27 protein-coding genes are annotated in these 24,805 nt (G+C 67.0%); 10 read left to right on the forward strand and 17 right to left on the reverse strand.

Annotation, left to right across the window (positions count from 1 at the left end; translation table 11 throughout):
- Positions 1-19 precede the first annotated feature (19 nt).
- Together ACR4XW_RS08170 and guaB are read right to left on the reverse strand one after the other, a co-directional pair.
- A complete protein-coding gene (locus tag ACR4XW_RS08170; RefSeq protein WP_434760054.1) occupies positions 20-1,126 on the reverse strand; it encodes a GuaB3 family IMP dehydrogenase-related protein in 1,107 nt (368 codons plus the stop codon).
- Positions 1,127-1,137: 11 nt separating this feature from the next.
- On the reverse strand, positions 1,138-2,652 hold the full coding sequence (guaB, locus tag ACR4XW_RS08175) for an IMP dehydrogenase (RefSeq protein ID WP_434760055.1): 1,515 nt from the start codon (positions 2,650-2,652) through the stop codon (positions 1,138-1,140).
- Positions 2,653-2,792: 140 nt separating this feature from the next.
- Between guaB and ACR4XW_RS08180 the strand changes: the two genes are divergently transcribed.
- Positions 2,793-3,641, forward strand: a complete 849-nt coding sequence (locus tag ACR4XW_RS08180; RefSeq protein ID WP_434760056.1) for a DUF2510 domain-containing protein — start codon at positions 2,793-2,795, stop codon at positions 3,639-3,641.
- A 24-nt stretch (positions 3,642-3,665) separates the two neighbouring features.
- On the opposite strand, the gene ACR4XW_RS08185 is transcribed toward ACR4XW_RS08180, so the two are convergent.
- The 5 genes from ACR4XW_RS08185 to ACR4XW_RS08205 all read right to left on the reverse strand — a co-directional run bounded on the left by ACR4XW_RS08185 (position 3,666) and on the right by ACR4XW_RS08205 (position 7,549).
- A complete protein-coding gene (locus ACR4XW_RS08185; protein WP_434760057.1) occupies positions 3,666-4,082 on the reverse strand; it encodes a hypothetical protein in 417 nt (138 codons plus the stop codon).
- A 297-nt stretch (positions 4,083-4,379) separates the two neighbouring features.
- A complete protein-coding gene (locus tag ACR4XW_RS08190) occupies positions 4,380-5,192 on the reverse strand; it encodes a spermidine synthase (RefSeq protein WP_434760058.1) in 813 nt (270 codons plus the stop codon).
- A gap of 77 nt (positions 5,193-5,269) precedes the next feature.
- Positions 5,270-5,734: a PTS sugar transporter subunit IIA gene (locus tag ACR4XW_RS08195; protein WP_434760059.1), complete on the reverse strand. Its 465-nt coding sequence runs from the start codon at positions 5,732-5,734 to the stop codon at positions 5,270-5,272.
- Complete coding sequence (locus tag ACR4XW_RS08200; RefSeq protein ID WP_434760060.1) at positions 5,734-7,242, reverse strand: PTS galactitol transporter subunit IIC; 1,509 nt, start codon at positions 7,240-7,242, stop codon at positions 5,734-5,736. Before ACR4XW_RS08200 ends, ACR4XW_RS08195 begins: the two co-directional genes overlap by 1 nt.
- A gap of 31 nt (positions 7,243-7,273) precedes the next feature.
- Positions 7,274-7,549 (reverse strand): PTS sugar transporter subunit IIB, encoded by a 276-nt coding sequence (locus ACR4XW_RS08205; protein WP_434760061.1) that lies wholly within the window; start codon positions 7,547-7,549, stop codon positions 7,274-7,276.
- 340 nt (positions 7,550-7,889) lie between these two features.
- Here ACR4XW_RS08205 and ACR4XW_RS08210 point away from each other — a divergent pair, with 340 nt between their 5' ends.
- From ACR4XW_RS08210 to ACR4XW_RS08245, 8 genes are all read left to right on the forward strand, one after another.
- On the forward strand, positions 7,890-8,675 hold the full coding sequence (locus tag ACR4XW_RS08210; RefSeq protein ID WP_434760062.1) for a DeoR/GlpR family DNA-binding transcription regulator: 786 nt from the start codon (positions 7,890-7,892) through the stop codon (positions 8,673-8,675).
- Positions 8,662-9,114, forward strand: a complete 453-nt coding sequence (locus ACR4XW_RS08215) for a PTS sugar transporter subunit IIA (RefSeq protein ID WP_434760063.1) — start codon at positions 8,662-8,664, stop codon at positions 9,112-9,114. Before ACR4XW_RS08210 ends, ACR4XW_RS08215 begins: the two co-directional genes overlap by 14 nt.
- A gap of 43 nt (positions 9,115-9,157) precedes the next feature.
- The gene (gene gatB / locus ACR4XW_RS08220) at positions 9,158-9,433 is read left to right on the forward strand and encodes a PTS galactitol transporter subunit IIB (protein WP_434760064.1); all 276 of its coding nucleotides are present in this window, start codon (positions 9,158-9,160) and stop codon (positions 9,431-9,433) included.
- A gap of 84 nt (positions 9,434-9,517) precedes the next feature.
- The gene (locus tag ACR4XW_RS08225; RefSeq protein WP_434760065.1) at positions 9,518-10,885 is read left to right on the forward strand and encodes a PTS galactitol transporter subunit IIC; all 1,368 of its coding nucleotides are present in this window, start codon (positions 9,518-9,520) and stop codon (positions 10,883-10,885) included.
- 8 nt (positions 10,886-10,893) lie between these two features.
- Positions 10,894-11,952, forward strand: coding sequence for a galactitol-1-phosphate 5-dehydrogenase (locus ACR4XW_RS08230; protein ID WP_434760066.1), 1,059 nt, complete (start codon positions 10,894-10,896; stop codon positions 11,950-11,952).
- Positions 11,953-11,963: 11 nt separating this feature from the next.
- Positions 11,964-12,884 (forward strand): 1-phosphofructokinase family hexose kinase, encoded by a 921-nt coding sequence (locus ACR4XW_RS08235; protein WP_434760067.1) that lies wholly within the window; start codon positions 11,964-11,966, stop codon positions 12,882-12,884.
- A 3-nt stretch (positions 12,885-12,887) separates the two neighbouring features.
- Positions 12,888-13,742, forward strand: coding sequence for a class II fructose-bisphosphate aldolase (locus tag ACR4XW_RS08240; protein ID WP_434760068.1), 855 nt, complete (start codon positions 12,888-12,890; stop codon positions 13,740-13,742).
- Positions 13,743-13,853: 111 nt separating this feature from the next.
- The gene (locus ACR4XW_RS08245) at positions 13,854-14,618 is read left to right on the forward strand and encodes a CPBP family glutamic-type intramembrane protease (RefSeq protein ID WP_434760069.1); all 765 of its coding nucleotides are present in this window, start codon (positions 13,854-13,856) and stop codon (positions 14,616-14,618) included.
- Positions 14,619-14,642: 24 nt separating this feature from the next.
- On the opposite strand, the gene ACR4XW_RS08250 is transcribed toward ACR4XW_RS08245, so the two are convergent.
- The 5 genes from ACR4XW_RS08250 to ACR4XW_RS08270 form a co-directional block, all read right to left on the reverse strand.
- Positions 14,643-14,798, reverse strand: a complete 156-nt coding sequence (locus ACR4XW_RS08250) for a lmo0937 family membrane protein (protein ID WP_434760070.1) — start codon at positions 14,796-14,798, stop codon at positions 14,643-14,645.
- 93 nt (positions 14,799-14,891) lie between these two features.
- Complete coding sequence (locus tag ACR4XW_RS08255; RefSeq protein WP_434760071.1) at positions 14,892-15,497, reverse strand: response regulator transcription factor; 606 nt, start codon at positions 15,495-15,497, stop codon at positions 14,892-14,894.
- On the reverse strand, positions 15,494-16,657 hold the full coding sequence (locus ACR4XW_RS08260; RefSeq protein WP_434760072.1) for a sensor histidine kinase: 1,164 nt from the start codon (positions 16,655-16,657) through the stop codon (positions 15,494-15,496). Before ACR4XW_RS08260 ends, ACR4XW_RS08255 begins: the two co-directional genes overlap by 4 nt.
- Complete coding sequence (locus ACR4XW_RS08265; protein ID WP_434760073.1) at positions 16,654-17,610, reverse strand: CPBP family intramembrane glutamic endopeptidase; 957 nt, start codon at positions 17,608-17,610, stop codon at positions 16,654-16,656. Before ACR4XW_RS08265 ends, ACR4XW_RS08260 begins: the two co-directional genes overlap by 4 nt.
- Positions 17,611-17,700: 90 nt before the next feature.
- A complete protein-coding gene (locus ACR4XW_RS08270) occupies positions 17,701-19,044 on the reverse strand; it encodes an amidase family protein (protein ID WP_434760074.1) in 1,344 nt (447 codons plus the stop codon).
- Positions 19,045-19,111: 67 nt separating this feature from the next.
- Here ACR4XW_RS08270 and ACR4XW_RS08275 point away from each other — a divergent pair, with 67 nt between their 5' ends.
- Positions 19,112-19,741, forward strand: coding sequence for a GyrI-like domain-containing protein (locus ACR4XW_RS08275; RefSeq protein WP_434760075.1), 630 nt, complete (start codon positions 19,112-19,114; stop codon positions 19,739-19,741).
- A 42-nt stretch (positions 19,742-19,783) separates the two neighbouring features.
- On the opposite strand, the gene ACR4XW_RS08280 is transcribed toward ACR4XW_RS08275, so the two are convergent.
- Genes ACR4XW_RS08280 through mtnK form a run of 5 tightly spaced genes read right to left on the reverse strand, consistent with a single transcriptional unit; the run spans position 19,784 to position 24,803 of the window.
- Complete coding sequence (locus ACR4XW_RS08280) at positions 19,784-20,518, reverse strand: GntR family transcriptional regulator (protein WP_434760076.1); 735 nt, start codon at positions 20,516-20,518, stop codon at positions 19,784-19,786.
- A 28-nt stretch (positions 20,519-20,546) separates the two neighbouring features.
- A complete protein-coding gene (locus ACR4XW_RS08285) occupies positions 20,547-21,629 on the reverse strand; it encodes a RuBisCO large subunit C-terminal-like domain-containing protein (protein WP_434760077.1) in 1,083 nt (360 codons plus the stop codon).
- Positions 21,626-22,639, reverse strand: a complete 1,014-nt coding sequence (locus ACR4XW_RS08290) for a transketolase family protein (RefSeq protein WP_434760078.1) — start codon at positions 22,637-22,639, stop codon at positions 21,626-21,628. Before ACR4XW_RS08290 ends, ACR4XW_RS08285 begins: the two co-directional genes overlap by 4 nt.
- Positions 22,639-23,556, reverse strand: a complete 918-nt coding sequence (locus ACR4XW_RS08295; RefSeq protein ID WP_434760079.1) for a thiamine pyrophosphate-binding protein — start codon at positions 23,554-23,556, stop codon at positions 22,639-22,641. Before ACR4XW_RS08295 ends, ACR4XW_RS08290 begins: the two co-directional genes overlap by 1 nt.
- Positions 23,553-24,803: an S-methyl-5-thioribose kinase gene (gene mtnK, locus ACR4XW_RS08300; RefSeq protein ID WP_434760080.1), complete on the reverse strand. Its 1,251-nt coding sequence runs from the start codon at positions 24,801-24,803 to the stop codon at positions 23,553-23,555. The genes ACR4XW_RS08295 and mtnK overlap by 4 nt, the downstream gene beginning before the upstream one ends.
- Between the last annotated feature and the right edge of the window lie 2 nt (positions 24,804-24,805).

A 24,805-nucleotide genomic window follows, 5' to 3' on the forward strand; every position in this document is an offset into this window, starting at 1 on the left:
GTAGGACAGCTTCGGGAAACTAGCTGCGCAACACCACCTGCACCCGCTGGAACTCCTTCACCTCGGTGTAGCCGGTGGTGGCCATCGCCCGGCGCAACGCTCCGGCGAGGTTCATCGTGCCGTCGGGCACGTGCGAGGGGCCCAGCAGCACTTCTTCGATGGTGCCCAGGGCCTCGAACTTGACCCGCTCACCGCGCGGCAGGTTCGGGTGCCAGGCCTCGGCACCCCAGTGGTAACCCTTGCCGGGTGCCTCGGTGGCCCGGGCCAGCGGAGAGCCGACCATCACCGCATCGGCACCGCAGGCGATCGCCTTGGCGATATCGCCCGAGCGGCCGACCGCCCCGTCGGCGATCACGTGCACATAGCGGCCACCCGATTCGTCCAGGTAATCCCGGCGGGCCTCGGCGACATCGGAGATCGCGGTCGCCATCGGCACCTCGATGCCGAGGACGTCGCGGGTGGTGTGGGCAGCCCCACCACCGAACCCGACCAGCACCCCGGCGGCACCGGTGCGCATCAGGTGCAGGGCGGCGGTGTAGGTGGCCACGCCACCGACCATCACCGGCACCTCGATGTCGTAGATGAACTTCTTCAGGTTGAGCGGCTCCTGCTGCGAGGAGACGTGCTCGGCCGACACCGTGGTGCCGCGAATCACGAAGAAGTCAGGTGCGGCACGCACCACCACGTCGGCGAACTCCTGGGTGTTCTGCGGCGACAGCGCACCAGCCACCGGCACATCGGCATCGCGAATCTGCTTCAGCCGTTCGGTGATCAGCTCGGGCTGGATCGGCTCGAGGTAGAGCTCCTGCATCCGGGTGGTGGCGGCCACCGGATCACCGATGCCGGCCAGTTCCTCCAGCAGCGGGGTGGGGTCCTCGTAGCGGGTCCACAGGCCCTCGAGGTTCAACACCCCGAGCCCGCCGAGGCGGCCGACCTCGATCGCGGTGGCCGGGGACATGATCGAGTCCATCGGTGCGGCGACCATCGGGAGTTCGAAGGACTGCGCGTCGATCTGCCAATTCAGCGACACCTCCTCCGGGCCCCGGGTGCGGCGCGCCGGGACGATCGCCACCTCGTCCAGCGAGAAGGCGCGCTCGGCACGCTTGGATCTACCGATGTCAATCATGTGTCAGCTCCTCAGCCCGCGTAGTTCGGGGCTTCGACGGTCATTTGAATGTCGTGGGGGTGGGATTCGCGCAGCCCCGCCGAGGTGATCCGGGTGAACCGGCCACGGCTGTGCAGTTCGGGAATCGTGCGCGCCCCGGTGTAGAACATCGACTGCCGCAACCCGCCGATCAGCTGGTAGGAGACCTGCGACAGCGGCCCCCGGTAGGAGACCTGCCCCTCGATGCCCTCGGCGATGATCTTGTCATCACTGGTGACGTCGCCCTGGAAGTAACGGTCCTTGGAGTAGGACGTGCGGCCGCGGGCGGCCATCGCACCCAGCGAGCCCATGCCCCGGTACGACTTGTACTGCTTGCCGTTGATGAACACCAGCTCCCCGGGCGATTCCTCACAGCCGGCCAGCAGGGATCCGAGCATCACCGAGTCGGCCCCGGCCACCAGAGCCTTGGCGATATCACCGGAGTACTGCAGACCGCCGTCGCCGATCACCGGCACCCCGGCCGGACGGCAGGCCGCTGCCGCGGCGTGGATGGCGGTCACCTGCGGCACCCCGACCCCGGCCACCACCCGGGTGGTGCAGATCGATCCGGGCCCGACGCCGACCTTGACCGCGTCGGCACCGGCCTCGACCAGGGCCTTGGCGCCCTCGTAGGAGGCGACGTTGCCGCCGACGATGTCGACGTTCTTCGCGGCCGGTTCGGCCTTCAGCCGGCGGATCATGTCGATTTCACCGCGGGAGTGACCGTGGGCGGTGTCGACCACCAGCAGGTCGACGCCCTGTTCGATCAGTGCCATCGCGCGATCCCAGGCGTCGCCGTAGAACCCGATCGCCGCACCGACCCGCAGCCGGCCCTGGTCGTCCTTGGTGGCCAGCGGGTACTCGTCGGCCTTGACGTAATCCTTCAGCGTGATCAGGCCCTGCAGCCGGCCCTGTTCGTCGACCAGGGGCAGCTTCTCGATCTTGTGCTTGGCCAGCAGCCCCATCGCGTCCTCGCTGCTGATCCCGACCGGGCCGGTGACCAGCGGCATCTTGGTCATCACCTCGTGGACGGGACGTTCGGGGTCGTTCTCGAAGCGCAGGTCACGGTTGGTGATGATGCCGAGCAGCATCATCTCGTCGTCGACCACCGGTACCCCGGAGATCCGGAAGTGCCCACACAACTCGTCCACCTCACGCAGGGTCGCGTCCGGGGAGATGGTGATCGGGGCGGCAACCATGCCGGCCTCGGAGCGCTTCACCTGATCGACCATGCCGGCCTGCTGCTCGATCGACATATTGCGGTGCAGGATGCCGATGCCGCCCTGGCGGGCCATCGCCACCGCCATCCGGTGCTCGGTGACGGTGTCCATCGCCGAGCTGACCAGGGGCACTTTCATCGTGATGTTGCGGCTGATGCGGGTTTCGGTATCGACCTCGGACGGGATCACATCGGTTTCCTGCGGCACCAACAGCACGTCGTCGAAGGTCAACCCCATCGGGGCGAACGCCTCCGGCACGCCGGCTCCGGTCAAACCTGGCTCGGACATACTCACCTCTCGGCAGTTGCGGGACCCGGACCATGCTACCCCTCGGCACACCGGCCGCGAGCCGCCGATCAGCCACCTGCCGATCGGCCCACCGGGAAGTTCGGCGGTCTTTCGAGCCCGCGGCTATCTATCCTCGAACCATGAGCGCACCAGGATGGTTTCCCGACCCGGCCGGCACCCCGGGCCGGTTCCGGTACTGGGACGGGAAGACCTGGTCGCAGGTCACCACCGACAACCCGGCCGGCACCCCTCCCCCGCCCCCGTCCGGAGGGGCCGGTGGCCCCGGCGCACCGGGCGGACGCAGCAAGCTGTTGTGGCCGATTCTCGGTGTGGTGGTGGCCTTGGCCCTGATCGCCTCGGTGGTGTGGGTGGTCGGCAATCTGCGCGGTGGTGGCGGTGATGGCCCGGGAACCAGTGGCCGCAAACCCAGCCCCAGCCAGGATGTCTGCCCCCAGGACGACACCCCGATCGAGTCCCGCACGCCGCAGCCCAATGACGGCCGGGTCCACGGCGGACGATTGTCCTTTCCGAAACAAGGGCCGCCGTGGAGTGCGCCGAAGCCGGACAACCGGATCGCCTTCGGTCGCGACGCGACTCACCAGGACATCGTGATCGAGCAGGATCCGACCTGGGTGGCCGGCATCTTCGTCGCCGATCTGGTGGCCGGGGACGGTTTCTTCGGGCCGGAACAGGGCGCTGCGGTGGTGCTGAAGTGCATCACCGGAAGCTTCTACGGCGACACCGACATCAGCCGCGACGACCAGCGCAGCGAAGCCATCAAGGTCGACGGCCACGATGCCTGGGTGATCGAAACCTGGCTCGGGTTCGACGTGCCCGGGGTGGAGGCCAAGCGCGAGTACGTGATCGTGGTGATCGTGGAGACCGAACCGGGCGCGGCCGCGGTGTACTTCGCCTCGATTCCGGAGAACGCCGAGCAGTACATCAAACCGGCGCAGGATCTGATCGGACAGTTGAAGGTCAGCGACTGAGTGGTTGAGGGACGAAGCGGTAGTTCAGACACCGGACGCTGACCGGCCGTCCACGGGGTCGTCGTACCAGGCCGATGAGCTGGGCACCCACACCAGGGCCAGGCAGATGCCGATGTGCAGCACCGCGAAGGCCCACCACCACCAGTCGCCGCGCAGCCACCAGATCGCGAAGCCGACCGTGACCACGCCGAGCGCGGTGTACATCACCCGCATCGCGGCCTTGCGGTACAGCATCAGCACCGCCATCACGATCGCGGCGGTGGGCAGCAACAACAGCGGGATCGCCAAGCCCTGACTGAGCCGGTGGTTCGCCGCCGACATGATCCGGTACAGGCCGCCGGCAGCCAGATCCTGGGTGTCCAGCGCCCCGATGCCGGTGGCGATGAACAGCCAACCGATCAGCACCGCGAAGATCCATTCGATCGAGGCCACGACCGTCATCAGAATGCTCACCGTCATCGCGATCGGACGGGGTCGTGACGCGGGTGGCGGTGGTGGACGATGCCCCGGTGGCCGCTGCGGTGGCAGGCCGCGAACCCGGAGTTCCTCGGGGCGTTGCGCGGGCCTGCCTTGAGGCGGGCGTCCGGGTGCGGGTCGTCCGGGCGTCTGTCCGGGCACCGGACGAGGGGTGGGGGTGACCGGCGGGCGACCTTGGGGGTGTGGAGGTGGCGGCTGGGTCACCCGACCAGTCTGCCATGCACCACCGACCGGCCGGGACCACACCAACTCACACCCGGCTCAGAACCAACTGGTCGACCCGTTCGGCGGTTCGGGGGACGGCTCGGGGGCCGCGTCGCTGAACGGGGCGGCGTGGCCGACGAACCGGTCGAGGTGTTTGCCCGCCACGATCCGGTACGGGAACGCGGCCGAGGCTGCCTTGCGCTGCAGAGTCTGTTCCGGCAGCCCGGTGGCGGACGCGAAAACCAGCAGGTTGCCGAAGCGTTTGCCTTTCAGAGTGCCCGGTTCGGCACTGAGCAGTACGTGCCGCCACAACATCCGGGCCCCGGCCAGCACCCGGCGGGTGTAGCGCAGGTCGCGGTGATCGGTGAGGTTCACGATCGCCATCCCGTCCGGACGCAGTACTCGGCGCAGGTCGCCGAAGAAGCCGACGGTGGTGAGTTCGGCCGGTACCTGGGTGCCGGAGAAGGCGTCCACGATCACCACATCGGCGTAGTCGTCCGGCATCGCCGCGATCCCGGCCCGTCCGTCGATCGGGCGCACCTTGATGCCCGAATGCCTGGGCAGCGGAATGGTGGCGCGCACCTCCTCGATCAGTTCCACATCGGGCTCGAGCACGATCTGGGCCGAGGTGGGCCGGGTGGTGGCGACGTAGCGCGGCAGGGTCATGCCCGCTCCCCCGATGTGCACCACCCGAATCCGTTGCCCCTCGGGAGCGAAGGCGTCCACCGCGTCGGCGATGCGTTGGACGTAGTCGAACAGCAGCAGGTCGGGACGGTCGGGGTCGACGTAGGAGTGATCGGCGTGACCCAACCGCACCATCCACGCACCCGGGTTGTTCGGGTCCGCTTCGACGCGTGGGTGTTCGGCCATGGGGGAAACCATGCCGCAAATTGCCCGGTCCCCGCACCAGGACGGTGACGGGGACCGAGCGGTGATCGTGAACGGAGTCAGCTCTCGGCGCTGAACACCGCGGTGGCGCGGCGTTGCAGATCCTCACCACCGTGGGCTTCGAGCAGGCGGTTCATCGCCTCCTCGTCCTGCACCGCGGCGAGCACCGAGGTGAGGGCGTCCATGTGCCCGTCGGCCGATTGCACCAGCAGCATCACAACCAATTGGACGGCGACGGTGTTGCCCGAGCCACCCATTTCACCGAACTCGACCGGTTCGGCGAGCCGGGCCACGCCCAGACCGGTGATCAGGGCGTGCTCGGGGTCGGCGTGCGGAATGGCGACCGGAACCTTGGTGGGCAGGCCGGTGGGGAACTTGCTTTCCCGATCGGCCAGTGCCTTGGGGAAGGCTTCGGTGGCGTACCCGAGACGTACCGCCTCCCGGCCGAGGGTGTCGAGCACCTCCGACCAGGAGGAGGCCTTCAGGCCGTCCAGGCACAGGCCGTCCAGTGGCGCCAGTGTCATCACGACTCCTTGGTGGGTTCGTCGGCGACGGGGGCATCCGCGGAGGCGTCAGCAGGTGGTGCCTCGTCCACCTTCGCGGTCTCGTCGGCCTTGGCGGTCTCATCGGCCTTGGCCGCCTCGGCAGCCTCGGCCTCGGCGCGCTGGGCCCGTTCCCGACGCCGGGTGACCATCATGATGCCGATGGTTCCGGCCAGCACCAGGCCGAAGACGATCAGGATCGCCCACAGCCCCAGCCCGGCCGCCCCCATGAACAAGCCGGTGAGCGGGTTGGCGCCGTCGACCAGGGACGAAATGGTGGCGCCCTCGTCGACGTCGAAGCCCGAGTTGCGAGCCACGTTGGTGAAGGTCGGGGCGATGGCGGTGGCGATGAACAGGCCGCCGCCGATCAGCACCGTCGCACCCAGGATCGAGCGGATGATGTTGCCCCGGAAGATCGGCACCATGATCGCGACGATGAACGGCAGGGTGGCCAGGTCGACCAGCGGCACGACCTGGTTGCCGAGCGGGGCCAGGGCCACCGCGATCAGCAGCGTGATCGGCACCATGAGCAGCGAGGTGGCGATCACCGAGGGGTTGCCGACCGCGATCGCCGAGTCCAGACCGATGTAGAACGAACGGCCCGGGAAACGCTTCTGGACGAAGGAGCGCGCGGCCTCCGAGATCGGCATCAGCCCTTCCATCAGCAGCGACACCATCCGTGGCAGCAGCACCATGGTGGCGGCCAGCGACATCGCCAGGGTCAGGATCGCGGCCGAGTTGGTCTGGAAGTCCGACAGCCCGTAGCCGAGCAGGCCGATGATCAGACCGAGCACCAGACCCATGATCATGGTTTCACCGAACATGCCGAAGCGCTTCTGGATGGCCGCCGGCGTCGCGTCCAGCTTGCGCAGGCCGGGGATCCGGTCGAACAGCCAGTTCAGCGGCATCGCGAGCAAACCGTAGGGAACCGAGGTGCCGTGCGGGAAGGATATGCCGGGGAGCTTGAAGTACTTCTGCACCACCGGGGCGGTGAGGTCGGCCAGGGCCAGCATCAGCATCAGGTGGAATCCGGCCGAGGCCACACCGAGCCAGAAGTTGTCGGTCAGCGAACCGACCAGGGCGCCGATCAGTGCGGAGTGCCAGTAGTTCCACAGGTCGATGTCGAAGGTTCGGGTGAGCCCGATCGCGAGCAGAACCACGTTGACCAACAGGCCGAACGGGATGATGATCGCGCCGATCGTCGATCCGAAGGCGATCGCCGCCGAGGACGGCCAGCCGACGTCGACCACCGACAGGTTCACCCCGAAGTTCTCGGCCATGCCCTTGGCGGCCGGGGACACGACGTTGCCCAACAGGCCGATCACCAGGTTGATGCCGATGAAGCCGATGCCGATCATGATGCCGGCGCGGAAAGCCTTGGCGAACTTCAGCCCGAGGATGAGCCCGAAGATCGTGATGAGCACCGGCAGAACCACCGATGCGCCCAAGGTGTTGATGTAGGACGAAATGCTGGAAAGTACGTTTTCCATGTCACTCCTGTGGGGAAGAGCACCGCTGGGGTCAGCTCAGGTGCTTGTCGATCTCTTCGAATACCGCTTCTTCACCGACCCCGGTCAACAGCGGGAGGGCGGCCACGGACGGGACGGTGACCGATTCGGGCACTTCGGTCGTCGCGACGATCAGGTCGGCATCGACGTTGCCGCCGATGAGGTCCATCACCTTGCCCTGGCTGACGTCGGCGTCGATACCCTTGGCGGCCAAGTGCTCGCGCACCTTGCTGACCACCACGGTCGAGGTTGCGACACCGGTTCCACAAACCACGAGGATGCGCTTCACGAGACTCTCCTTCGAGTCGTATTGTTTGCACATATTTGCAAACGTTGTGACATTTTCTTGCGCAAGACGCTAGCACTCGCTCAGCACCGAGCACCAGAGGCCCGGCGGTGATAACCGCGGGCCGTAACCGGATCGAAAAGCGCAACGATCGACGCCGGGCGCATACCGGGCCGGCGACACGCGCCGTGGGATCCCTCGCCACACGAATTCCCACGTCCCAGATACCCCCATGCAACAAGAAGACCCTTACTGCAAGCTATTCCCAACCAGATGGTTGCGTTTTACTTGGGATTCTGTCAGACTCCATTGGTGTCGGGAAGACCAAAGGAGGTGGCTTGGCATGGACATCGACGAACGCCAAGCGAAAATCACCGAAGTGGTCTGGTCGCGCAAGAAGATCAAAGCGCTGACCCTGGCGAAGATGTTCGGAGTCTCGGCCGAGACGATTCGCAAGGACTTGATCGATCTGGAACAACAGGGCCGCATCGTCAAAGTCCACGGCGGGGCCCAAGCACCGAACAACGCCCGCGAGAGTGCCTACGAGCGGCGGCGATCCATCAACACCGCGGCCAAGCGCGCCGTCGCCGCGGCGGCTCTGGCCGAGATCACCGAGGACTCGGTGATCTTCCTCGACTACGGGACGACGACCTTTGCTCTGGCCGAGGCTCTGTTGCGGTACACCCGTCCATTGACCGTCTACACGAACTCGATGCCGATCATGCAAACGTTGGCGGCCAACGACAACATCGAGGTCGTGGTGCTGGGCGGGGTGCTGCGCACCAACGAACGCTCCCTGTGGGGGCCGATAGCCTCCGACACCCTCGATCGCCTGCACTTCGATCAGGGCTTCTTCGGCTGCGCGGGCGTCCACCCGGAAGCCGGCATCACCAATCCCCATGCTTTCGAAGCCGCCGTGTCGCGCAAGGCACTGTTGCGCAGCGCGACAGCGGTGGTGGTGACCGACGCCAGCAAGCACAACACCATTGCCGTCAACAAAGTGGCCGATCTCGATGAGATCGACCTGTTGATCACCACTTCCCAGATCGACCCGGCCCTGACCACCGCCCTGGACGCCGCCGACGTGGAAGTGGTGGTCGCTCAGGAGGACACCGATGGAATTCCATGAACACCTGATGTTCCCCAACCTCACCACCCCGAGCCGGGACGAGTTGCTCCAGACCTTGGGGAAAGCCGTCATCGATGCGGGTTATGCCCGCGATGACTATGTCACCGGCCTGCAGGAGCGCGAAGCCGAGTTCCCCACCGGACTTCCCATCTCCGGCGGGGTGGCGATCCCACACACATCAGCCGAATACGCCAAGGGCGACACGATCGCCGTGGCCACCCTGGTCGACCCCGTCACATTTCACGAGATGGGTGGGGACGAGGATTCCGAGGTCGAGACCCACACGGTATTCCTCCTGGTTTTCAGCGACCCGTCCGAGCACGTCACGCTGCTGTCCCGCCTGGTCAAGCTCCTGCAGGACCAAGCATTCGTCAACACCGTCCGCGAAGCACCCGATGCCGCGACGCTGACCCGGATCCTCTCGGATCACATCTTGTGACTGATCGTCCAACCAACACCCGAATCCGACAAAGGAGTCACCCATGAAGCGAGTCCTAGTGGCCTGTGGCGGCGCGGTCGCCACCTCGACGATCGCCGCCGACCGTGTGCGCGAACTGCTGAAGGAGCACAAGATCCCGGCGGATGTCCAGCAATGCCGGATCAGTGAACTCGGCAGCCAGGCCGACCGGGCCGACCTGATCATCACCACCGCCAAGGTGAGCCGCGACTACGGCGTGCCGGTCATCCACGGCATCGCGTTCGTGTCCGGCGTGGGCATCGAGAAGACCGAGGAACAGATCCTCGAGGCCCTCAAGTAAGCAATTGGGTGGGTGCCGCCTCCGGGCAGGGAAGCGGCACCCGATTCATCCTTCGGAAAGGATTCATGAATTATGGACGCCTTCTTGTCCGCAATCCAATACATCGTTGACCTCGGCCCGAGCGTCATGCTTCCCCTGGTCATCATCATCATCGGACTGATCCTGCGCCAGGGCATCGGCAAGTCGGTCAAGGCCGGCCTCACCATCGGTGTCGGCTTCGTCGGCATCGGACTGGTCGTGGGCCTGCTGACCGATGCCCTCGGCCCCGCCGCGAAGGCCATGGCAGAGAACTTCAACCTCGGGCTCAACGTGGTGGACCTCGGGTGGCCCGGTACCTCACCGATGGCCTGGGCCTCCCCGATGGGCCTGATCGCCATTCCGGTGGCGATCGCGGTCAACATCATCATGTTGTTGATTCGCGGAACCCGCGTTCTGAACGTGGACATCTGGAACATCTGGCACATGGCCTTCACCGGGGCCCTGTTGCAGATCGCCACCGGCAGCTTCTGGTGGGGCATCGTCGGCGTCATCGTGCACGCCGTGATCGCCTACAAACTCGGTGACATGTGGGGCCCGGTGACCGACAAGTTCTTCGGTTTGGAAGGTGTCGCGATTCCGCACGGCACCTCGGCCTACATGGGCATCATCGCGACCCCGATCAACGACCTGCTGGACAAGATCCCCGGCATCCGCAAGATCGACGTCAACACCGAGAAGTTGGAAGAGAAGGTCGGCCCCTTCGGTGAGCCGCTGATCATCGGGACGGTCCTGGGCGTCGTCATCGGCCTGCTCGCCCGCTACCCCATCGGTGAATCGCTGCAGCTCGGCGTCCAGATGGGCGCGGTGATGCTGCTGATGCCGATGGTGGTCAAGCTCATCATGCAGGGCCTGCTGCCGATCGCCGATGCTGCGCGGTCCATCCTGCAGAAGCGCTTCAAGTCGGGCAACTACCGCATCGGTCTGGACCCCGCTCTGCTGCTGGGCCACCCGCAGGTCATCTCGGCCAGCCTGATCTTCGTGCCCCTGACGATCGTGATCGCGGCCCTGGTTCCCGGCAACCGGGTGCTGCCCTTCGGCGACCTCGCAACGATCGGCTTCTTCGTCGCGATCGCCGTGGGCGTGCACAAGGGCAACCTCTTCCGCACCCTGATCTCCGGCTCGGTGATCATGGTGATCACCGTCTGGATCGCCAACCAGATGATCGGTCTGCAGACCGAACTGGCCAAGAACGTCGGGCTGCTCGGCAACGCCTCGGAGGTCTCCTCACTGGACCAGGCGGGTAGCCCCATCACCTACCTGCTCGCCAAGGCCGGCGATCTCAGCATCGGCTGGTTCGTGATCCTGGCGCTGTACGTGTTCAGCTTCGTGTACACCTACATCAAGTTCCGGCGCGGCACGCTCTACGTCGAACCGGCCGAAGCAGGCGTCGGCGTTGACGAGGCCTCGAAGTGAGCCAGGTCATGAGCGACAACCTGATGACAGCGGTCGCGGTGACCGGCAAGGAGCAGTTCACGATCGCGGAAACCGGTCTTCCGGCTGTTGGTCCGACCGATGTCCTGGTGAAGGTGGCCTACTGCGGGGTGTGCGGCTCGGACATCCCCCGGTACTTTGATGGTGCGGTACACCAGTTCCCGCAAGTACTGGGCCATGAGTTCTCCGGGATCGTCGAGACGGTCGGGGCCGACGTCAACACCGTCCGGCCCGGAGATCGGGTGGCCGTCGCTCCCCTGGTGCCCTGTCACGATTGCACCCAGTGCGACACCGGACACCCGTCCCTGTGTGGTCACTACTCGTTCATCGGGTCACGCCAACAGGGCGCCCTGGCCGAGTATGTGGCAGCGCCGGCCCGCAACGTCGTGCCGGTGGGTGACCTGAGCCTGCGCAGCGCTGCCCTGATCGAGCCACTGACGGTGGCCATCCATGGTGTGGATCGTGCTCGTGACGTCACCGGACGGGACGCGGTCGTGCTCGGCGGCGGGGTGATCGGGTTGATGACCCTGATCACCCTGCGCGCCCGGGGTGCCCGCACCATCTCGGTGGTCGACATCAACCCCTGGGTGCTGCAGATGGCCGAGAAGTTCGGCGCCACCCACACGGTGAACTCCTTGGAGGTCGATCCGGTGGAGCATTGCGCCCGCATCGGCGCACCACATTTGACCGTGGAGACGGCGGGCGCGGTGGTCACCCGTCAACAGGCGCTGCGGCTGGCCGGCCGGGCCGGCGAGATCGTGCTGGTCGGCACGCCCACCGCCGAGTTGGGGTTGTCGGTGGCCGACTACGAACAGATCCTGCGCAAGGAACTCAGCATCCACGGTTCGTGGATGTCCTACTCCGCCCCATTCCCCGGCCCGGAGTGGGCCGAGGCGATCGACCTGTTGCGCACCAGCGAGCACGATCCCGAAGCCCTGATCACGCATGAGTTCGCTCTCGATCAGGCAGCCGAGGGCTTCCAGGTCTTGCGTGACCCACAGGCGCATCGGCTGAAGGTCATGTTCCGTGCCGGAGGTGAGACCTCTTGAGGGTCCATTGCGTGACACCCAACCCGGCCCTCGACATCACGTATCGCTTGGCCGACTGGCGTCTGCATGCGGTGAATCGGGTCGCGACGGTGGAGGAGCGTCCCGGCGGCAAGGGCGTCAATGTGGCCAGACTTCTGGCCGCGCATGACGTCCCGGCGACCGTCCACGGCTTCTGCGGCGGCACTTCGGGGCATCGCCTGACCACCTTGCTGCACGAGTTCGCGCCCGGTCTGGAACAGCGATGGACCGAAGCCGACGTCGAGACCCGTCGCACCATCGCCGTCGTCGATGCGCACGACACGACCATGTTCAACGAACCCGGTGACCCAGTGACCGACCGGGATTGGGCCGGTCTGATTGATCAGCTCGCACAGTCGTGCGCACCGGGTGATGTCGTCACCGTCAGCGGTTCCCTCCCCCAGGGGTCCTCCCCGGACCGCCTGTCCGAGCTGGTGCAGGCGGTTCGGGGCAAGGGCGCACTGATTGTCGTGGACACGTCCGGGCCGGCGCTGCTGGCGGCATCAGCGGCCGGGGCGCATGTGCTCAAACCCAACCACCACGAACTGGCCGAGGTCACCGAGACCAACAGCATCGGCCAGGGCATCACCGCCCTGCTGAACCACGGCGCCGTGGCCGTGCTCGTTTCCCGCGGCGCCGATGGCCTGGTGCTCGGCACCGCCGAGGCATCCCACAGCGCACGGCTCGACCGCCCCCTGACGGGCAATCCCACCGGGGCCGGGGACGCCGTGGTTGCCGCCGTGGCCGCGGGCTTGGTCAGCGACGACCGGGCACCGGTGGCCGATCGCCTCCTGGCCGCACTGCCGTCGGCGGTTGCGTGGTCTGCTGCAGCGGTGCTCGCACCCGTGGCCGGCGAGATGGATCTCGATCGGGCTGCCGAACTCATCCGGTCGGTGACAGTGAAGGAACGATAGGCAATGTTGGCTCCCCTGAAGAATCTGGCCCTCGAAGCCCGCGCCGCAGGACGCGGGTTGGGTGCCTTCAACGTGATCCACTTGGAGCACGCCGAGATCTTGGTGCACGCTGCCGAGCAGGTCGGTCTGCCGATCGTGCTGCAGATCAGCGAGAACGCCGTCAAGTTCCACCACGGGCAGCTCGCCCCGCTGGCCAAGGCGACCTTGGAGATTGCCCGCAACACTCCTGCCCGGGTGGCGGTTCATCTGGACCACGCCAAGGATCTTGATCTGGTGCGGCAGGCGATCGGCCTCGGCTTCAGTTCGGTGATGTACGACGGATCGCACCTACCGGACGACGAGAACCGGAACACGACCCGATTGGTTGCCGGTTGGTGTCACGACAACGGGGTCACGATCGAGGCCGAACTCGGCGAGGTGGGTGGCAAGGACGGGGCACACGCACCCGGAGCACGCACCGACCCCGACGATGCTCACCAGTTCGTCGCCGACACCGGGGTGGATCTGTTGGCCGTCGCGGTCGGGTCCTCGCACGCCATGACCACCCGGGATGCCTCCCTGGACCTGGAGTTGATCGCCCAGTTGGCCGACAAGGTACCCGTGCCTCTGGTGCTGCACGGTTCCTCCGGCGTCAGCGATGAGAACATGGCAGCGGCCATCAGGGCCGGCATGACCAAGATCAACGTGTCCACGCACTTGAATCGGATCTACACCGAGCAGATCCGCCGCACCCTGGCGGAGAACCCCGATGTGGTGGATTCCCGCAAGTGGTCCAAGCCGGCCGCCCGGGCAATGCAGGACGAGGTACAACGCCTGTTGCTGCACTATCGGGCCCAGGTCGACGCCGGGACGGGCTGAGGTCGGGCAACACGAGTCGGCATCCGTCCCGGGCATGACGCGCAAGGGCCCCAATCGCCCAACCATCCGCGGTCGGGGCGCGTTGGGCCTCGGCGCCGCCATACTGACCCCATGACGACTGCTGCGGAGCCTTCCCCCTTGCATCGAGTTCCGGCCGTGCGCTGGCAGCCGGGCCGAGACACCCTGTGGGCTGGGCTCTCGATTCCGTTGATGTGGGCGGTGTACTGGGGCAACACCATGCTCGGCAACCAGCAGTCGTTGCTCGCCCTGGGCTTGTGGTTCGTGGTGGGCAACCTGGTGGTGTGCACCCTGCTGCCGGCTTGGGTGGTGACCCGGGTCGCCGGCGAGGGTTGGGCCGGGTTGGGGTTCACCAAACGCCGCTGGTGGCTGGCGCTGGGCCTGACCTTGTTCTTCGGGCTGGGCAGCCTGCCGTTCTACTTCCAGCAGGCGGCCGCGGCCGGCGTCGCACCGGTCGAGCATCTGGCCTACAACCTGGTGATTCTGTGGGAGCCGCTGTTCGTGGCCGGGTTCCTGCAACTGCGGTTCACCAGGGCCTTCGGGTGGTTGCCCGGGATCATTCTGGCGACCCTGGGGTTTGCCGCCTACCACGTGGGTTCGGTGCCGGCGGTGGTGCTGGCGACCTTCGTCGGTTCGGGGTTGACCTATTGCGTGCTGATGGCCTTCACCCGCAACATCTGGACGTTGTTCCCGTTGGCAGCGGGGGTGTCGTCGGCCATCGGAACCCTGCAGGCGGGCCTGTCCTTCGAGTGGTCGACCTTCTGGATGGGTCTGGTGGTGCTGGTCTTCCAGGTGCTGATTCTGGTGGCGGTGTTCGCTCGACGTCCGCGGACAACGGAAAACCCGGGCCATCGGTGAGGACGGCCCGGGTCTTCTCGGGGCTCAGACGTTGCGGCGGCCGGTGATCAGGTTGATCACCAGGATGATCACGGCCACGACCAGCAGCAGGTGAATCAGGCCGCCGACGATGTCGGCGATGAATCCGATCAGCCACAGCGCCACGATCACCGCGAGCACGATCCAAAGAATGCGGGCCATGAGGTTCCTCTCGTCCGGGCGTTGGCGTTGCGGCCAATTCTATCTGCTCGGCCCATGGCAGGACGGTGGACGCACCGACTTCTGCTGCGGGGCTCAGATCCAGCCGTTCTCGGCAGCAATCCGGACGGCTTCGTGCCGGTTGGCCGCACCCAGCTTGGCCACCGCGGCGCTGAGGTAGTTGCGCACCGTTCCCTTCGACAGCGCGGCCCGTTCGGCGATCTCCTCCACCGGGGCGCCGTCGCGGGCATAGGCCAACACATCGGCTTCGCGCGGCGACAGGGGTGAATCACCGGCTCCGATCGCCTCGGCGGCCAGTTCCGGGTCGACATGCCGTCCACCCGCGGCGACGGTGCGGACCACCTCGGCCAGGGTCGCCGCCGAGACGGTCTTGGGCAGGAAGCCGCGCACCCCGGCGGCCAGGGCCGACTTGAGGTAACCGGGGCGTCCGTGCGAGGTGACGATGATGCAGCGGCAGTCGGGCAGATCCACCGCCAGGGTGCGGGCGACCGCGATGCCGTCCGGGTCGGGCATCTGCAGGTCGAGCAACGCCACATCGGGTTGGTGTTTGCGCGCTGCGGCGAGGGCCTCGGCACCGGAGGCCGCCCGGGCCACCACTTCGATGTCATCCTCCAGGGTCAGCAGCCCGGCCAGAGCATCGCGGATCAGGTTCTCGTCGTCGGCGAGCAGCACGCGAATCATGCGCGAACCTCCTGGTTGAGCGGAATCGAAGCGGTGAGCACGAACCAGTCCCCGTCGCGCTCGGCCTCCAAGGTGCCACCGATCTCGGCCAGGCGGGCCCGCATCGAATCCAGCCCGGTACCGGTCGAGGTACTCGTCGACGGGGCCGAGGCACCGTCGTTGGTCAGGGTCAGCGCGACCTCGTCGTCGGCGACCGAGGTGGTGATGGTGACCTGGGTGGCGCGGGAATGGCGCAGGATATTGGTGACGCCCTCGCGGATCACCCAGGCCAGGGTCGGTGCCCAGGCCCGGGGCATCTCGTCCCCGGTGATCACGCATTCGATTCCGGCCGAGGTCAACAGCGCCCGGGCCCCGGTGAGTTCGTCGTCCCAGCCTGCGACGCGTTCGCCACTCACCACCCGGCGCACCTCGGCGCCGGCCGAGTTCGAGATCCGGCGGATCTGGGCCATCTCGTCGGCGGCCTGCTCGTGGTGTCCGCGACGGGCCAGTTCGGAGGCCAGTTCGGATTTCACCGAGATGGTGGCCAGGGTGCGGCCGAACACATCGTGCAGGTCGCGGGAAATCCGCAACCGTTCCTCGGCCAGCACCAGTTGTGCCTCGGTCTCGTGGGCCTGTTGGAGTTGGCCCAGCACTCCGAGCATCCAGCCGCTGGACCAACCCGCCCACAGCATGAACAGAAAGACGATCAGGCCGAGGATCCACTGGCCGAACCCGAAGACCGTCAGGCCGGCCACCAGGATGATCGCCACCGCGCTGATCACCGTGATGGTGCGGGCACTGAGCACGGGACTGATGGCCGCCATGGCCAGGGCCACCGGCATGGTGGCCGCCACGGCCCCGCTGGGGGTGTCCTGCAACAGCCACGCCAGTGCCGCGGTCATCACCGCCACCGACACCGCCCAGCCGACGAGGAACAGCGGCGACCAGGCCGGTTGCCGGTGCAGCACCCCATCGAGGCTGCGTCGGGCGACCAGGACGTTGAGGACGGTCACCACCAGCGACCAGGCGAAAACCGCCACTGCGGCGCGGCGGTCGACCGCGCCGGTGACCAGCAAGCCGGCTTCGAGGGGCAGGGTGACCATCAGGATGTAGAGGGTCCAGCGCACGTAGAGTTCGAACCTACGTGCGCTGATCACCGGCCAGGCGCGCATCGTGCTCATTCGGCCCGCGCCGCCCGCGAAGTACGCCACCACACGATCAGGGCGATCAGCACCAACACCGCGCTGGGAATCAGCATCACCGCCGAGGCCGCACCGACCGAGCGGTCGAAACCGGCGTCGAGGTCCTGACGCAGGGCGACACCGATGGTGAAGGCGAGCGCGTTGTTCACCGCATGCAGCACCACGGCGGCTTCCAGGCCACCGGTGCGCCAGGTGATCAGGGCCAGCGCGACACCGAAGGTGAGGTAGTAGATGTTCAGCCAGGGGTCCAGGGCGAAGTGGGCCAGCATGAACAGCACGCTGCTCACCGCAATGCCGAGAACCAACGCGGCCCGGGGGCCACGTCCCCAACTGGCGGCGATCCGGAAGGCCAGGCCACGGAAGGCGTACTCCTCGCCCATCGACTGCAGCGGTACCAGGGTCAGCGCGATCACGATGTAGGCCAGGGCCTCACCGGGGCCGTATTCGATGCTGGGCTGCGGCATCAGCACCGGGTACACCAGCTGCAGCAGTGCCCACAGGGGCACCACGATCGCCAGGGTGCGTCCGAAGATGTCCCACCGGAAGCGGTTGATGATCGAGTGCAGCGAGACCATCGGCACCTTGAAGAACCACTTCTGCAGCAGCATGCTCCACGGCGTCAGCATGGCCAGAGCGACCATCGCCCCGGCCAGGGTCAGCGGGGTGAGACCGGTGGGCATCTCGCCTCGAATGCCCATCTCGATCAGAAAGGCGGCGCCGCCGATGAACAGCGAGAAGGCGAGCATGCCGCCCATCAACAGCAGCAGGGCGACGATGCCGCGCCAAGCCGCCGGCCGCTCAACCCCGAGGCGCTGGTGGTATTCGTGCGCCGGCAGCGGGGCTCGCACCACCGGGGGCGGCACCGACGGCACGACGGGCGGCTGAACCGCAGGCTGGGCGGGCGGGCGATTGACGTTGACTGTGGTGTTCATGACTCAACGATCCCCCCTCTTTCGGCCCGGCACCGGTGTCTGTGATCACCAGTATTCGTGAAGCTGTCATCGCCCCGATGGTGACATATGTCATGTGTCCGTGCGGTCGACCGGAGTGAGCGGGACGGCGAGCCGACGGGCGACCTCGAGCACCAGGTCGTCACGGCCGTGCGGCCCGATCACCTGCACCGCCAGCGGCAAGCCCTCACGGCTGAGCCCGACGGGCACGCTGGCGGCCGGGTTGCCGGCGAGATTCCAGTAGCCGGTGTAGGTGACCGCCGAGGTTGACTGCAGTTGCGAGGCAAGGGTGCCGAGCCGGTGCAGGGTCGGGGTGGGCGGTGGTAGTTGCGGGGTGACCGGCTGCAGCAACACATCGATGTGTTCGAAGACCGCCTTCATCGCGGCCTCGATCCGGTCGGTGCGGCGCAGGGCCCAGCGCAGCGCGGCGTTGGGCAGCAGCCGGGCCAGCATCGCCGTCTGCCGGGAGCGGCGCTCCACTCTCTGCGGGTACTCCAACCCGTCGATCTCTTCGGCGATGCCGAACCAGTCCTGCACGACCAGGGCGAAGGGGTTGCTGTTCCATCGGGCCGTACCCCGGTGCACCACGTGGCCCTCGGCGGCCAGGGTGCGCGCCGCCCGTTCAACGGCGGCGGCCACCTGCGGGTCGGCCGTCACGCCGGGCACAGAGCAGTCCAGGGTCCAGCCAACGCGTAGTGGCTCGGTGACCGGTGGATTGTTGGGCGCGGGGGCGATGGTGTCCAGCAGCAGACTCAGGTCGTCGACGTCGCGGGCCAGAAGCCCGAAGGTGCCGAGCTTGTGCCACAGGTGCGGTGCCGGGGCCGCGGGCACGCGTCCGCGGGTCGGTTTGATGCCGACGATGCCGGTCCAGGCGGCGGGGATCCGGATCGAACCACCACCGTCACCGCCCAGCGCCAGGGGCACCATGCCGGTGGCCACGGCGACACCCGAGCCACCCGATGAACCACCCGGACTGCGGTCGGCATGCCACGGGTTGCGGGTGGCGCCCCAGGCACCGTCGGTGTAGGGAGCCTGGCCGAACTCGGGCATGTGGGTTTTGCCGACGACGATCGCCCCGGCGCGTTTCAGCCGGGTGACGACCTCGGAGTCGACCGTCGAGGGGGTCTCGTTGGCCGGGGCGCCGAAGGAGGTGACGAGCCCTGCGACGTGGATCTCCTCCTTGATCGCGACGGGGACGCCGAACAGTGGCAGCGCGTCGCGCTCCGCATCGGACAGCGCGTCGAGCTCCGCGGCGTCGGCACGGGCCTCGTCGATGCGCAGTTGGGAGAAGGCCAGGTAGTGGGAGTCGAGCGCGGCGATCCGGTCGAAGACGCGGTCGAGGTGATCGGTGACGGTGGCACGACCCGCACGGAGGGCGTCGGCGAGGGCGCGGGCGCTGAGGTCGAGCAGATCCATGTCGTCCACGCTATCGGCCGCGGTCGGGCAGCGCCTGCGCTGCTGACACGAGCGTTCGGAGGGCATCATGGCGGACAAGATCGACTTCAAGAAGACCCTCGACAGTTATCGGGCTCGACCGGGAGAGTTCCGGATCCTGGACGTGCCGGAGCTGCAGTATCTGATGATGGACGGCTACGGGGATCCGAATACCTCGCCTGCCTACTCGGAGGCGCTCGCGTCCCTGTATCCGGTGGCCTACAAGCTGAAGTTCGCCAGCAAGCGGGAACTCGGACGCGACTACGTCGTCCCGCCGCTGGAGGGCCTGTGGTGGGCCGACGACATGACGTCCTTCACCTCGGCCCGGGACAAGTCGCGGTGGCACTGGACGATGATGCTGATGGTGCCCGACTGGATCGACCGTCCGCTGTTCGAGGATGCGGTGAGCCAAGCCGGTGCCGCGAAGTCGGTACCACCGCAGCGCTTGACCGATGTGCGGTTGGCCGGGTTGTCGGAAGGCCGGTGCGTGCAGACCCTGCACATCGGCCCGTTCGACGCCGAAGCCGACGTCCTGGCCCGGCTGCACCACCGGTTCATCCCCGAGCAGGGGCTGACGATGACCGGTAAGCATCACGAGATCTACCTCAGCGATTTCCGCCGGGTCGCCCCCGAGAAATTGCGCACGATCCTGCGGCAGCCCGTGGCCGCCGGGCGATGATGCATCCTGCGCAGACCCGTCCGGTGCGCTGTTCAAGCCCGGCTACCGGGTTCGCAACAGGACGAACTGGAAAGCTCCTTCGACGAAGTAGGTACGGCTCCAGACAACTCGCCGCCCGGTGCTATCGACATGCACTTGGTCGAGCAGCAGGTACAGCGGCTTGGCCGGGCGCTCATCGCCCCAGCCCACCAGCGGATCGTCCACCGCATTGACCCTGGCCACCGCACGCACCGGTTCACAACCGAGTTCGCGCATCTCGGCGTACACGCTGGCCGTGCCCAAGCGGGGAACAACGTCATCGGGGAACAGCCCGTCGGGAAACACGTCGTAGGAGAAAGCCACCGCTTCGTTGTCGGCCAGAATCGTGCGTCGCAGATCGAGCACCCGGGCACCGTCGGCCAGGCCCAATGCTTCCTGCTCATCCGGGGTGGCCGGTCGGCGTTCGCTGAGATGTGGCGTCATGCCGGGTTCGAAACCCATCTCGCGGATCGTGTCACTCATCGACTTGAGTTCTTGGAGTCCGGCGCGAATCTCCGCCCCGGTGTCGAGCACGAAGGAGCCGGTGCCGTGTTTGGTCTCGATCAGACCGCTGGAGGCCAGCACCCCCAATGCCCCTCGGACGGTGGATCGGTGCACCTCGTAATAGGAGGCCAGTGAGGTCTCGCCGGGCAGCCGACTACCCGGGGCGAACTCCCCGCTCACAATGCGGGCCTTGAGATCGGACAGCACCTGGGTGACCAGCGAGTCCCGGGTACGATTGCTCAGCGACGTGCTCATCTGGCCCTCCCCTTGGCTCGGGCCGTGGTCAGTCGCTCACGGCCTGCCGGAATGCTTCGGCACGCATCCGCAGGTCGCCGCGGTGCAGGTCACCGCCCACCAGCAAGCAGACATCCGGTCCGTACTGCTCCATGATGCCGCCGATCCGATCGAGCACCATACCGCCCCCGGGAGTGGGCCAGCAGGGCGCCCATTCCTCCCCATTGCGGCAACCATCGGCGATCTCGGCACACTCGTCCGCAGTGAGGCCGAACCGGCCACCGCTGTTCGGAAAGACGCTGAGGTCGGCACCGGCCAGCCGCGGCAGGGTGCCGAGGACGAAACCGATCGGAAGCCCGTGGTCGCGCGGCACCGTGAGCGAGCCGAGCATGGCCGGGTGGGTCATGATCGGCAGTCCCGATTCCCGTGCCACCACCCTGATCGCGTCGAACCCCGAGATTCCGGGCAGCATCATCAGGGCTCCGCAGCCCAGTTCGGCAGCCCGGACGGCCTTGGCCACCACATCGTGGGCTCCCACGTTGAGGCTCGGGGCGTAAACGGCTCCGGTGCCTGCCCGCTCGGCCGATGACCGCACCGCCTCGGCACACCGGGCGACACGCTCTTGCCAGGGTGCCCACACCTGGTTACCCAGGCTGTGGTCGTCCTTGATCACGTCGATGCCGGCGGCCGCCAGTTCGGCCGCGTCCCTGGCCAGGTCGGCGGCGCCGAGTCCGATCGGCTTCAGGGCGGTGGCCAACAAGGGACGATGTTCGGCGTCGAACATCCTTCGTAGCCCGGCGATGCCGAAGCGTGGGCCGTCCATCGCGGTGACGAAGTCGTCCGGCAGGTCGATGCGGGTGACCCGGACGCCGTGCAGCAGTGAGACATTGCCCCACAACACATTCAGCATTTCGGTGATCGAGTCACCGAACAAGCGGGCGTCGAAGCTCAGCACGAAGCTGTTCTCACCGACCTCCTCGATCGTGGCAACGAGGTCGCGACGGATCCATTCCGGAGCCAAGTCGGGTGGGAACTCGATGGTTTGTTCCACCGCCACGGCGCGCGCCATCTCCTCGGCACCGGCCGAGGCCGCCGAGCAGTCGTAGCCGACCCGAAGGCGTGACTCGGTCACAGCGCCTCGGCCCGGGCCGCACTGTGCACTTGGATCTGCCGGGCGTCCAACACCGCCGACTCATCGACGCTGACCTGACACAGCTCGCCCACGGCGCGGCACAACGCGGTCGCGTCGATGCCGTACTCGCGCTGCAGGTAGCTCAAGGAAGCACCGTGACAGTAGGTGTCGTCGATGCCGATGCGCACGAGCCGGGTACCCAGGCCGTGTTCGGCGATCAACTCCGCCACCGCGCTGCCGAGCCCACCGACGCGGAGATGGTTCTCCATCGTGATCACCCCATCGGAGGCGCTGCGGATCGCGTCGAGCACCTGCGGGTCGTCGAAGGGCTTGATGGTGTTCACGTGCAGGTGCTTGACGGTGACGCCGGCTGCGGTGAGGGCCGGCACGGCACGGAGTGCTTCCTCGGTGCAGATGCCCGAGCTGATCAGCGTCACCCGGGGGCCGGTGACCTCGGGGGTCAGGTCGCGGGCCACCCCGAAACGCATCGCATCGGCCGGGTCGAACAGTCTGGGCACCTCACCGCGCAGCATTCTGATGTACACCGGCCCGTCGATCGCATGGGCCACATCGAGCACGGTCTCGACCTCGGTGGCGTCACCGGTTTCCAGGATGGTCATGTTCGGGATGGCACGCATCACGGCCAGGTCGTCGATGGCCTGGTGGGTCACCCCACCGGGGGTCATCAGGCCGGGCAGGAAGCCGACCAGCCGTACCGGCAGGTTGGGGTAGGCCACCGACATCTGCAGCTGATCGAGGGGGCGGCGATAGAGGAAGACCGCGAAGGTGTGCAGCCACGGTTCGAAGCCCTCCCGGGCCAGGCCGGCGGCGAAACCGACCATGTTCTGTTCGGCCATGCCCAGGGAGAAGTACCGATCGGGGTAGGTGTCGCGCCACTGGCCGACCTCACAGGAGTTGGTCAGGTCGGCGGTGAGGACGAGCACCTCGGGTTTGTCGGCGCTCCAGTCGATGAAGTTCTGGACGTGGGGCCGCGTGACAACCTCGGACATCATCGATTCACCATCTTCTTGTGTGCGGCGATATAGCGTTCTCGTTCTTCGGCGCCGGTGAAGCGCAGGTAATGCAGTACCGGACGGCGGGAGTTCAGCTCGTCCAGACCCCGGGCGGGATCGGTGTCGCACAGCACGACGTGGGGTTTACCGGTGTCGCGATGCACCGCGTTCCAGATCGCGTCGATGTCGTGTCCGTCGACCCGGTCGACCGAGGCGCCGAAGGCCTGCAGCCGGTCGGCCAGAGGTTCGATGGTCATCACCTGTTCCATCGGTCCATCACATTGGGCAGCGTTCACATCGACGATCACCCGCACCGAGTCCAACCCGTGGAAGGCCAGGGCTTGGAAGGCCTCCCAGGTCTGTCCTTCCTGGAACTCCCCGTCACTCATGAACACCCAGATCCGGCCCGACTCACCCTTGAGCCGGCGTCCGAGGGCAAGGCCACCGGCCACCGACAGCGCTTGGCTGAGCGAGCCCGTGGTCAGTTCGAAACCCGGCGAGTGTTCCGCGCCGATCATCTCGACGGTGGACCCGTCCCGGTTGAAGTTGTCCAGCGCGCCGGGGTCGAGTCGTCCGGATTCGATCAGCGCGGTGTAGATCACCAGGGCGTAATGGGCCGGGGACACGATGAAGTAGTCGAGATCGCCACCGCGCGGGCCGTGCACAGCGGCACCGTCCATGCGCGGGGTGTTCGGGCCGGGTACCCCGGTGAACTCCCCCGGCTGTACCGGCGCCTCCGGCATCTCCAGACGAGCGCCGCCCCGGTACATCACGGCGAGGAGTTCGGCCGCCGAACAGGCCTGTGACATGTAGCCACCGTTGTTGGCGATCACGTGTTCGAGGACTCGGACGCGGATGCGATCGGCGAGATCGGCTATCTCCGCGCGCAGGTCGGGGGTCAATGATGCGGTCATGCGGTGCTCCCGGGGGTGTTGGTACGGCTGTCGACGAGTTCTCGGGTGGCGAGGTCGAGCAGGGCGGGGCATTCCGGCGCGCGGCGGTGCTGCCAGACCTCGTTGAACATCGCCGTGGCGGTGCGCAGCACTCCTCGGGCGGCTCCCTCGCGCACCGGTTCGGCCAGCGTTTCGACGTCGGTGGTCTTGGCCGCGCCGACGATGCGGCGCGACATCTTGGCCCCGGCGAACAGCCAGGCATCGCGGCGCCATTGTTCGATCCGCTCGTCGCGGAAGGTGTCGTCCCAGATCCGGTCGTCGCGCCGCGAGGGCCACAGCCGGATGAACTCGGCGGTGAAGCTGTCCCAGGTGCGGCCGATCAGGCTCAGACACCAATGCGCCCGGTCGTCCTCCCCCAGAGCGAGGGCTCGGGCGGCGGCGATCACGTAGTTGGCCCACAGCGCGCCCACGTCGTAGCCGACCGGTCCGTAGAAGGCGAACTCCGGGTCGAAGGCCTTGATGCTGTCCACACGGCCGTCCTCGCCGCGGCGCACCATCACCGATCCGGTATGCAGGTCGCCGTGAATCAGGGCCTCGGCCTGGGTCATGAAGATCCATTTGGCCCATCCCAGCGCCCCGCGCACCGCCGGGTCGGCGGCGAAGGCGTCGGCGTCCGGTTGATTGGCCGCCAGCACCGAGTTGCGGCCGATGTCGTGGACGGGCTCGGTGCACACCAGGTCTTCGGTGATCTCACACAGCTGCGGGTTCTGGGTTGCGGCGATCTGTTCGGACAGTTCTTCGCGGGGCAAGGCGAAGACCGAGGTGCCGAAGGCCAGGGAACCGACATAACGTCCCATCGCCTCGGCGACGCCTTCGTGGCTCTCGCTCTCGTTCAGCAGCCCCCGCCACACGTTGTGGTCGGAGAGGTCCTCCATCGCCATCACGTAGCGGTCGTGGTTGAAGTCGTAGAGCGTGGGCACCAGGTCGGGGGTCAGCGCGGCGTGGGTGCGCAAGGCATTGGCCTCGCGCCGGGCCCGTTCGGGGGTCATCGGCCAGCCCTCCCCCGTCATCCGCACGTAGGGCAGTGACTGTTTCAGGCAGATTCCTCGTCCGGTGTCGTCCTTGGCGAGGAAGACCAGGTTGAGGTTGCCGTCACCCACCTCGCGCACATCGACGAGGTTCTCGGGGTCGATGTGTTCGCTCAGACCCGGCCGGGTGCGTAGGTACTCCGCGACGGTGTCGACGGTCAGAAACTCGTAATCCGACATGG

The organism is Pseudenemella bisphenolivorans, assembly GCF_051133435.1.
GTDB lineage: Bacteria > Actinomycetota > Actinomycetes > Propionibacteriales > Propionibacteriaceae > JAAYAO01.

Bases quoted from the DNA above. Each gene is read 5' to 3' on its own strand.
- ACR4XW_RS08170 (WP_434760054.1), bottom strand. From the start codon at position 1,126: ATGATTGACATCGGTAGATCCAAGCGTGCCGAGCGCGCCTTCTCGCTG.
- guaB (WP_434760055.1), bottom strand. From the start codon at position 2,652: ATGTCCGAGCCAGGTTTGACCGGAGCCGGCGTGCCGGAGGCGTTCGCC.
- ACR4XW_RS08180 (WP_434760056.1), top strand. From the start codon at position 2,793: ATGAGCGCACCAGGATGGTTTCCCGACCCGGCCGGCACCCCGGGCCGG.
- ACR4XW_RS08185 (WP_434760057.1), bottom strand. From the start codon at position 4,082: ATGACGGTCGTGGCCTCGATCGAATGGATCTTCGCGGTGCTGATCGGT.
- ACR4XW_RS08190 (WP_434760058.1), bottom strand. From the start codon at position 5,192: ATGGCCGAACACCCACGCGTCGAAGCGGACCCGAACAACCCGGGTGCG.
- ACR4XW_RS08195 (WP_434760059.1), bottom strand. From the start codon at position 5,734: ATGACACTGGCGCCACTGGACGGCCTGTGCCTGGACGGCCTGAAGGCC.
- ACR4XW_RS08200 (WP_434760060.1), bottom strand. From the start codon at position 7,242: ATGGAAAACGTACTTTCCAGCATTTCGTCCTACATCAACACCTTGGGC.
- ACR4XW_RS08210 (WP_434760062.1), top strand. From the start codon at position 7,890: ATGGACATCGACGAACGCCAAGCGAAAATCACCGAAGTGGTCTGGTCG.
- ACR4XW_RS08215 (WP_434760063.1), top strand. From the start codon at position 8,662: ATGGAATTCCATGAACACCTGATGTTCCCCAACCTCACCACCCCGAGC.
- gatB (WP_434760064.1), top strand. From the start codon at position 9,158: ATGAAGCGAGTCCTAGTGGCCTGTGGCGGCGCGGTCGCCACCTCGACG.
- ACR4XW_RS08230 (WP_434760066.1), top strand. From the start codon at position 10,894: ATGAGCGACAACCTGATGACAGCGGTCGCGGTGACCGGCAAGGAGCAG.
- ACR4XW_RS08240 (WP_434760068.1), top strand. From the start codon at position 12,888: ATGTTGGCTCCCCTGAAGAATCTGGCCCTCGAAGCCCGCGCCGCAGGA.
- ACR4XW_RS08245 (WP_434760069.1), top strand. From the start codon at position 13,854: ATGACGACTGCTGCGGAGCCTTCCCCCTTGCATCGAGTTCCGGCCGTG.
- ACR4XW_RS08250 (WP_434760070.1), bottom strand. From the start codon at position 14,798: ATGGCCCGCATTCTTTGGATCGTGCTCGCGGTGATCGTGGCGCTGTGG.
- ACR4XW_RS08255 (WP_434760071.1), bottom strand. From the start codon at position 15,497: ATGATTCGCGTGCTGCTCGCCGACGACGAGAACCTGATCCGCGATGCT.
- ACR4XW_RS08260 (WP_434760072.1), bottom strand. From the start codon at position 16,657: ATGAGCACGATGCGCGCCTGGCCGGTGATCAGCGCACGTAGGTTCGAA.
- ACR4XW_RS08265 (WP_434760073.1), bottom strand. From the start codon at position 17,610: ATGAACACCACAGTCAACGTCAATCGCCCGCCCGCCCAGCCTGCGGTT.
- ACR4XW_RS08270 (WP_434760074.1), bottom strand. From the start codon at position 19,044: ATGGATCTGCTCGACCTCAGCGCCCGCGCCCTCGCCGACGCCCTCCGT.
- ACR4XW_RS08275 (WP_434760075.1), top strand. From the start codon at position 19,112: ATGGCGGACAAGATCGACTTCAAGAAGACCCTCGACAGTTATCGGGCT.
- ACR4XW_RS08280 (WP_434760076.1), bottom strand. From the start codon at position 20,518: ATGAGCACGTCGCTGAGCAATCGTACCCGGGACTCGCTGGTCACCCAG.
- ACR4XW_RS08290 (WP_434760078.1), bottom strand. From the start codon at position 22,639: ATGTCCGAGGTTGTCACGCGGCCCCACGTCCAGAACTTCATCGACTGG.
- ACR4XW_RS08295 (WP_434760079.1), bottom strand. From the start codon at position 23,556: ATGACCGCATCATTGACCCCCGACCTGCGCGCGGAGATAGCCGATCTC.
- mtnK (WP_434760080.1), bottom strand. From the start codon at position 24,803: ATGTCGGATTACGAGTTTCTGACCGTCGACACCGTCGCGGAGTACCTA.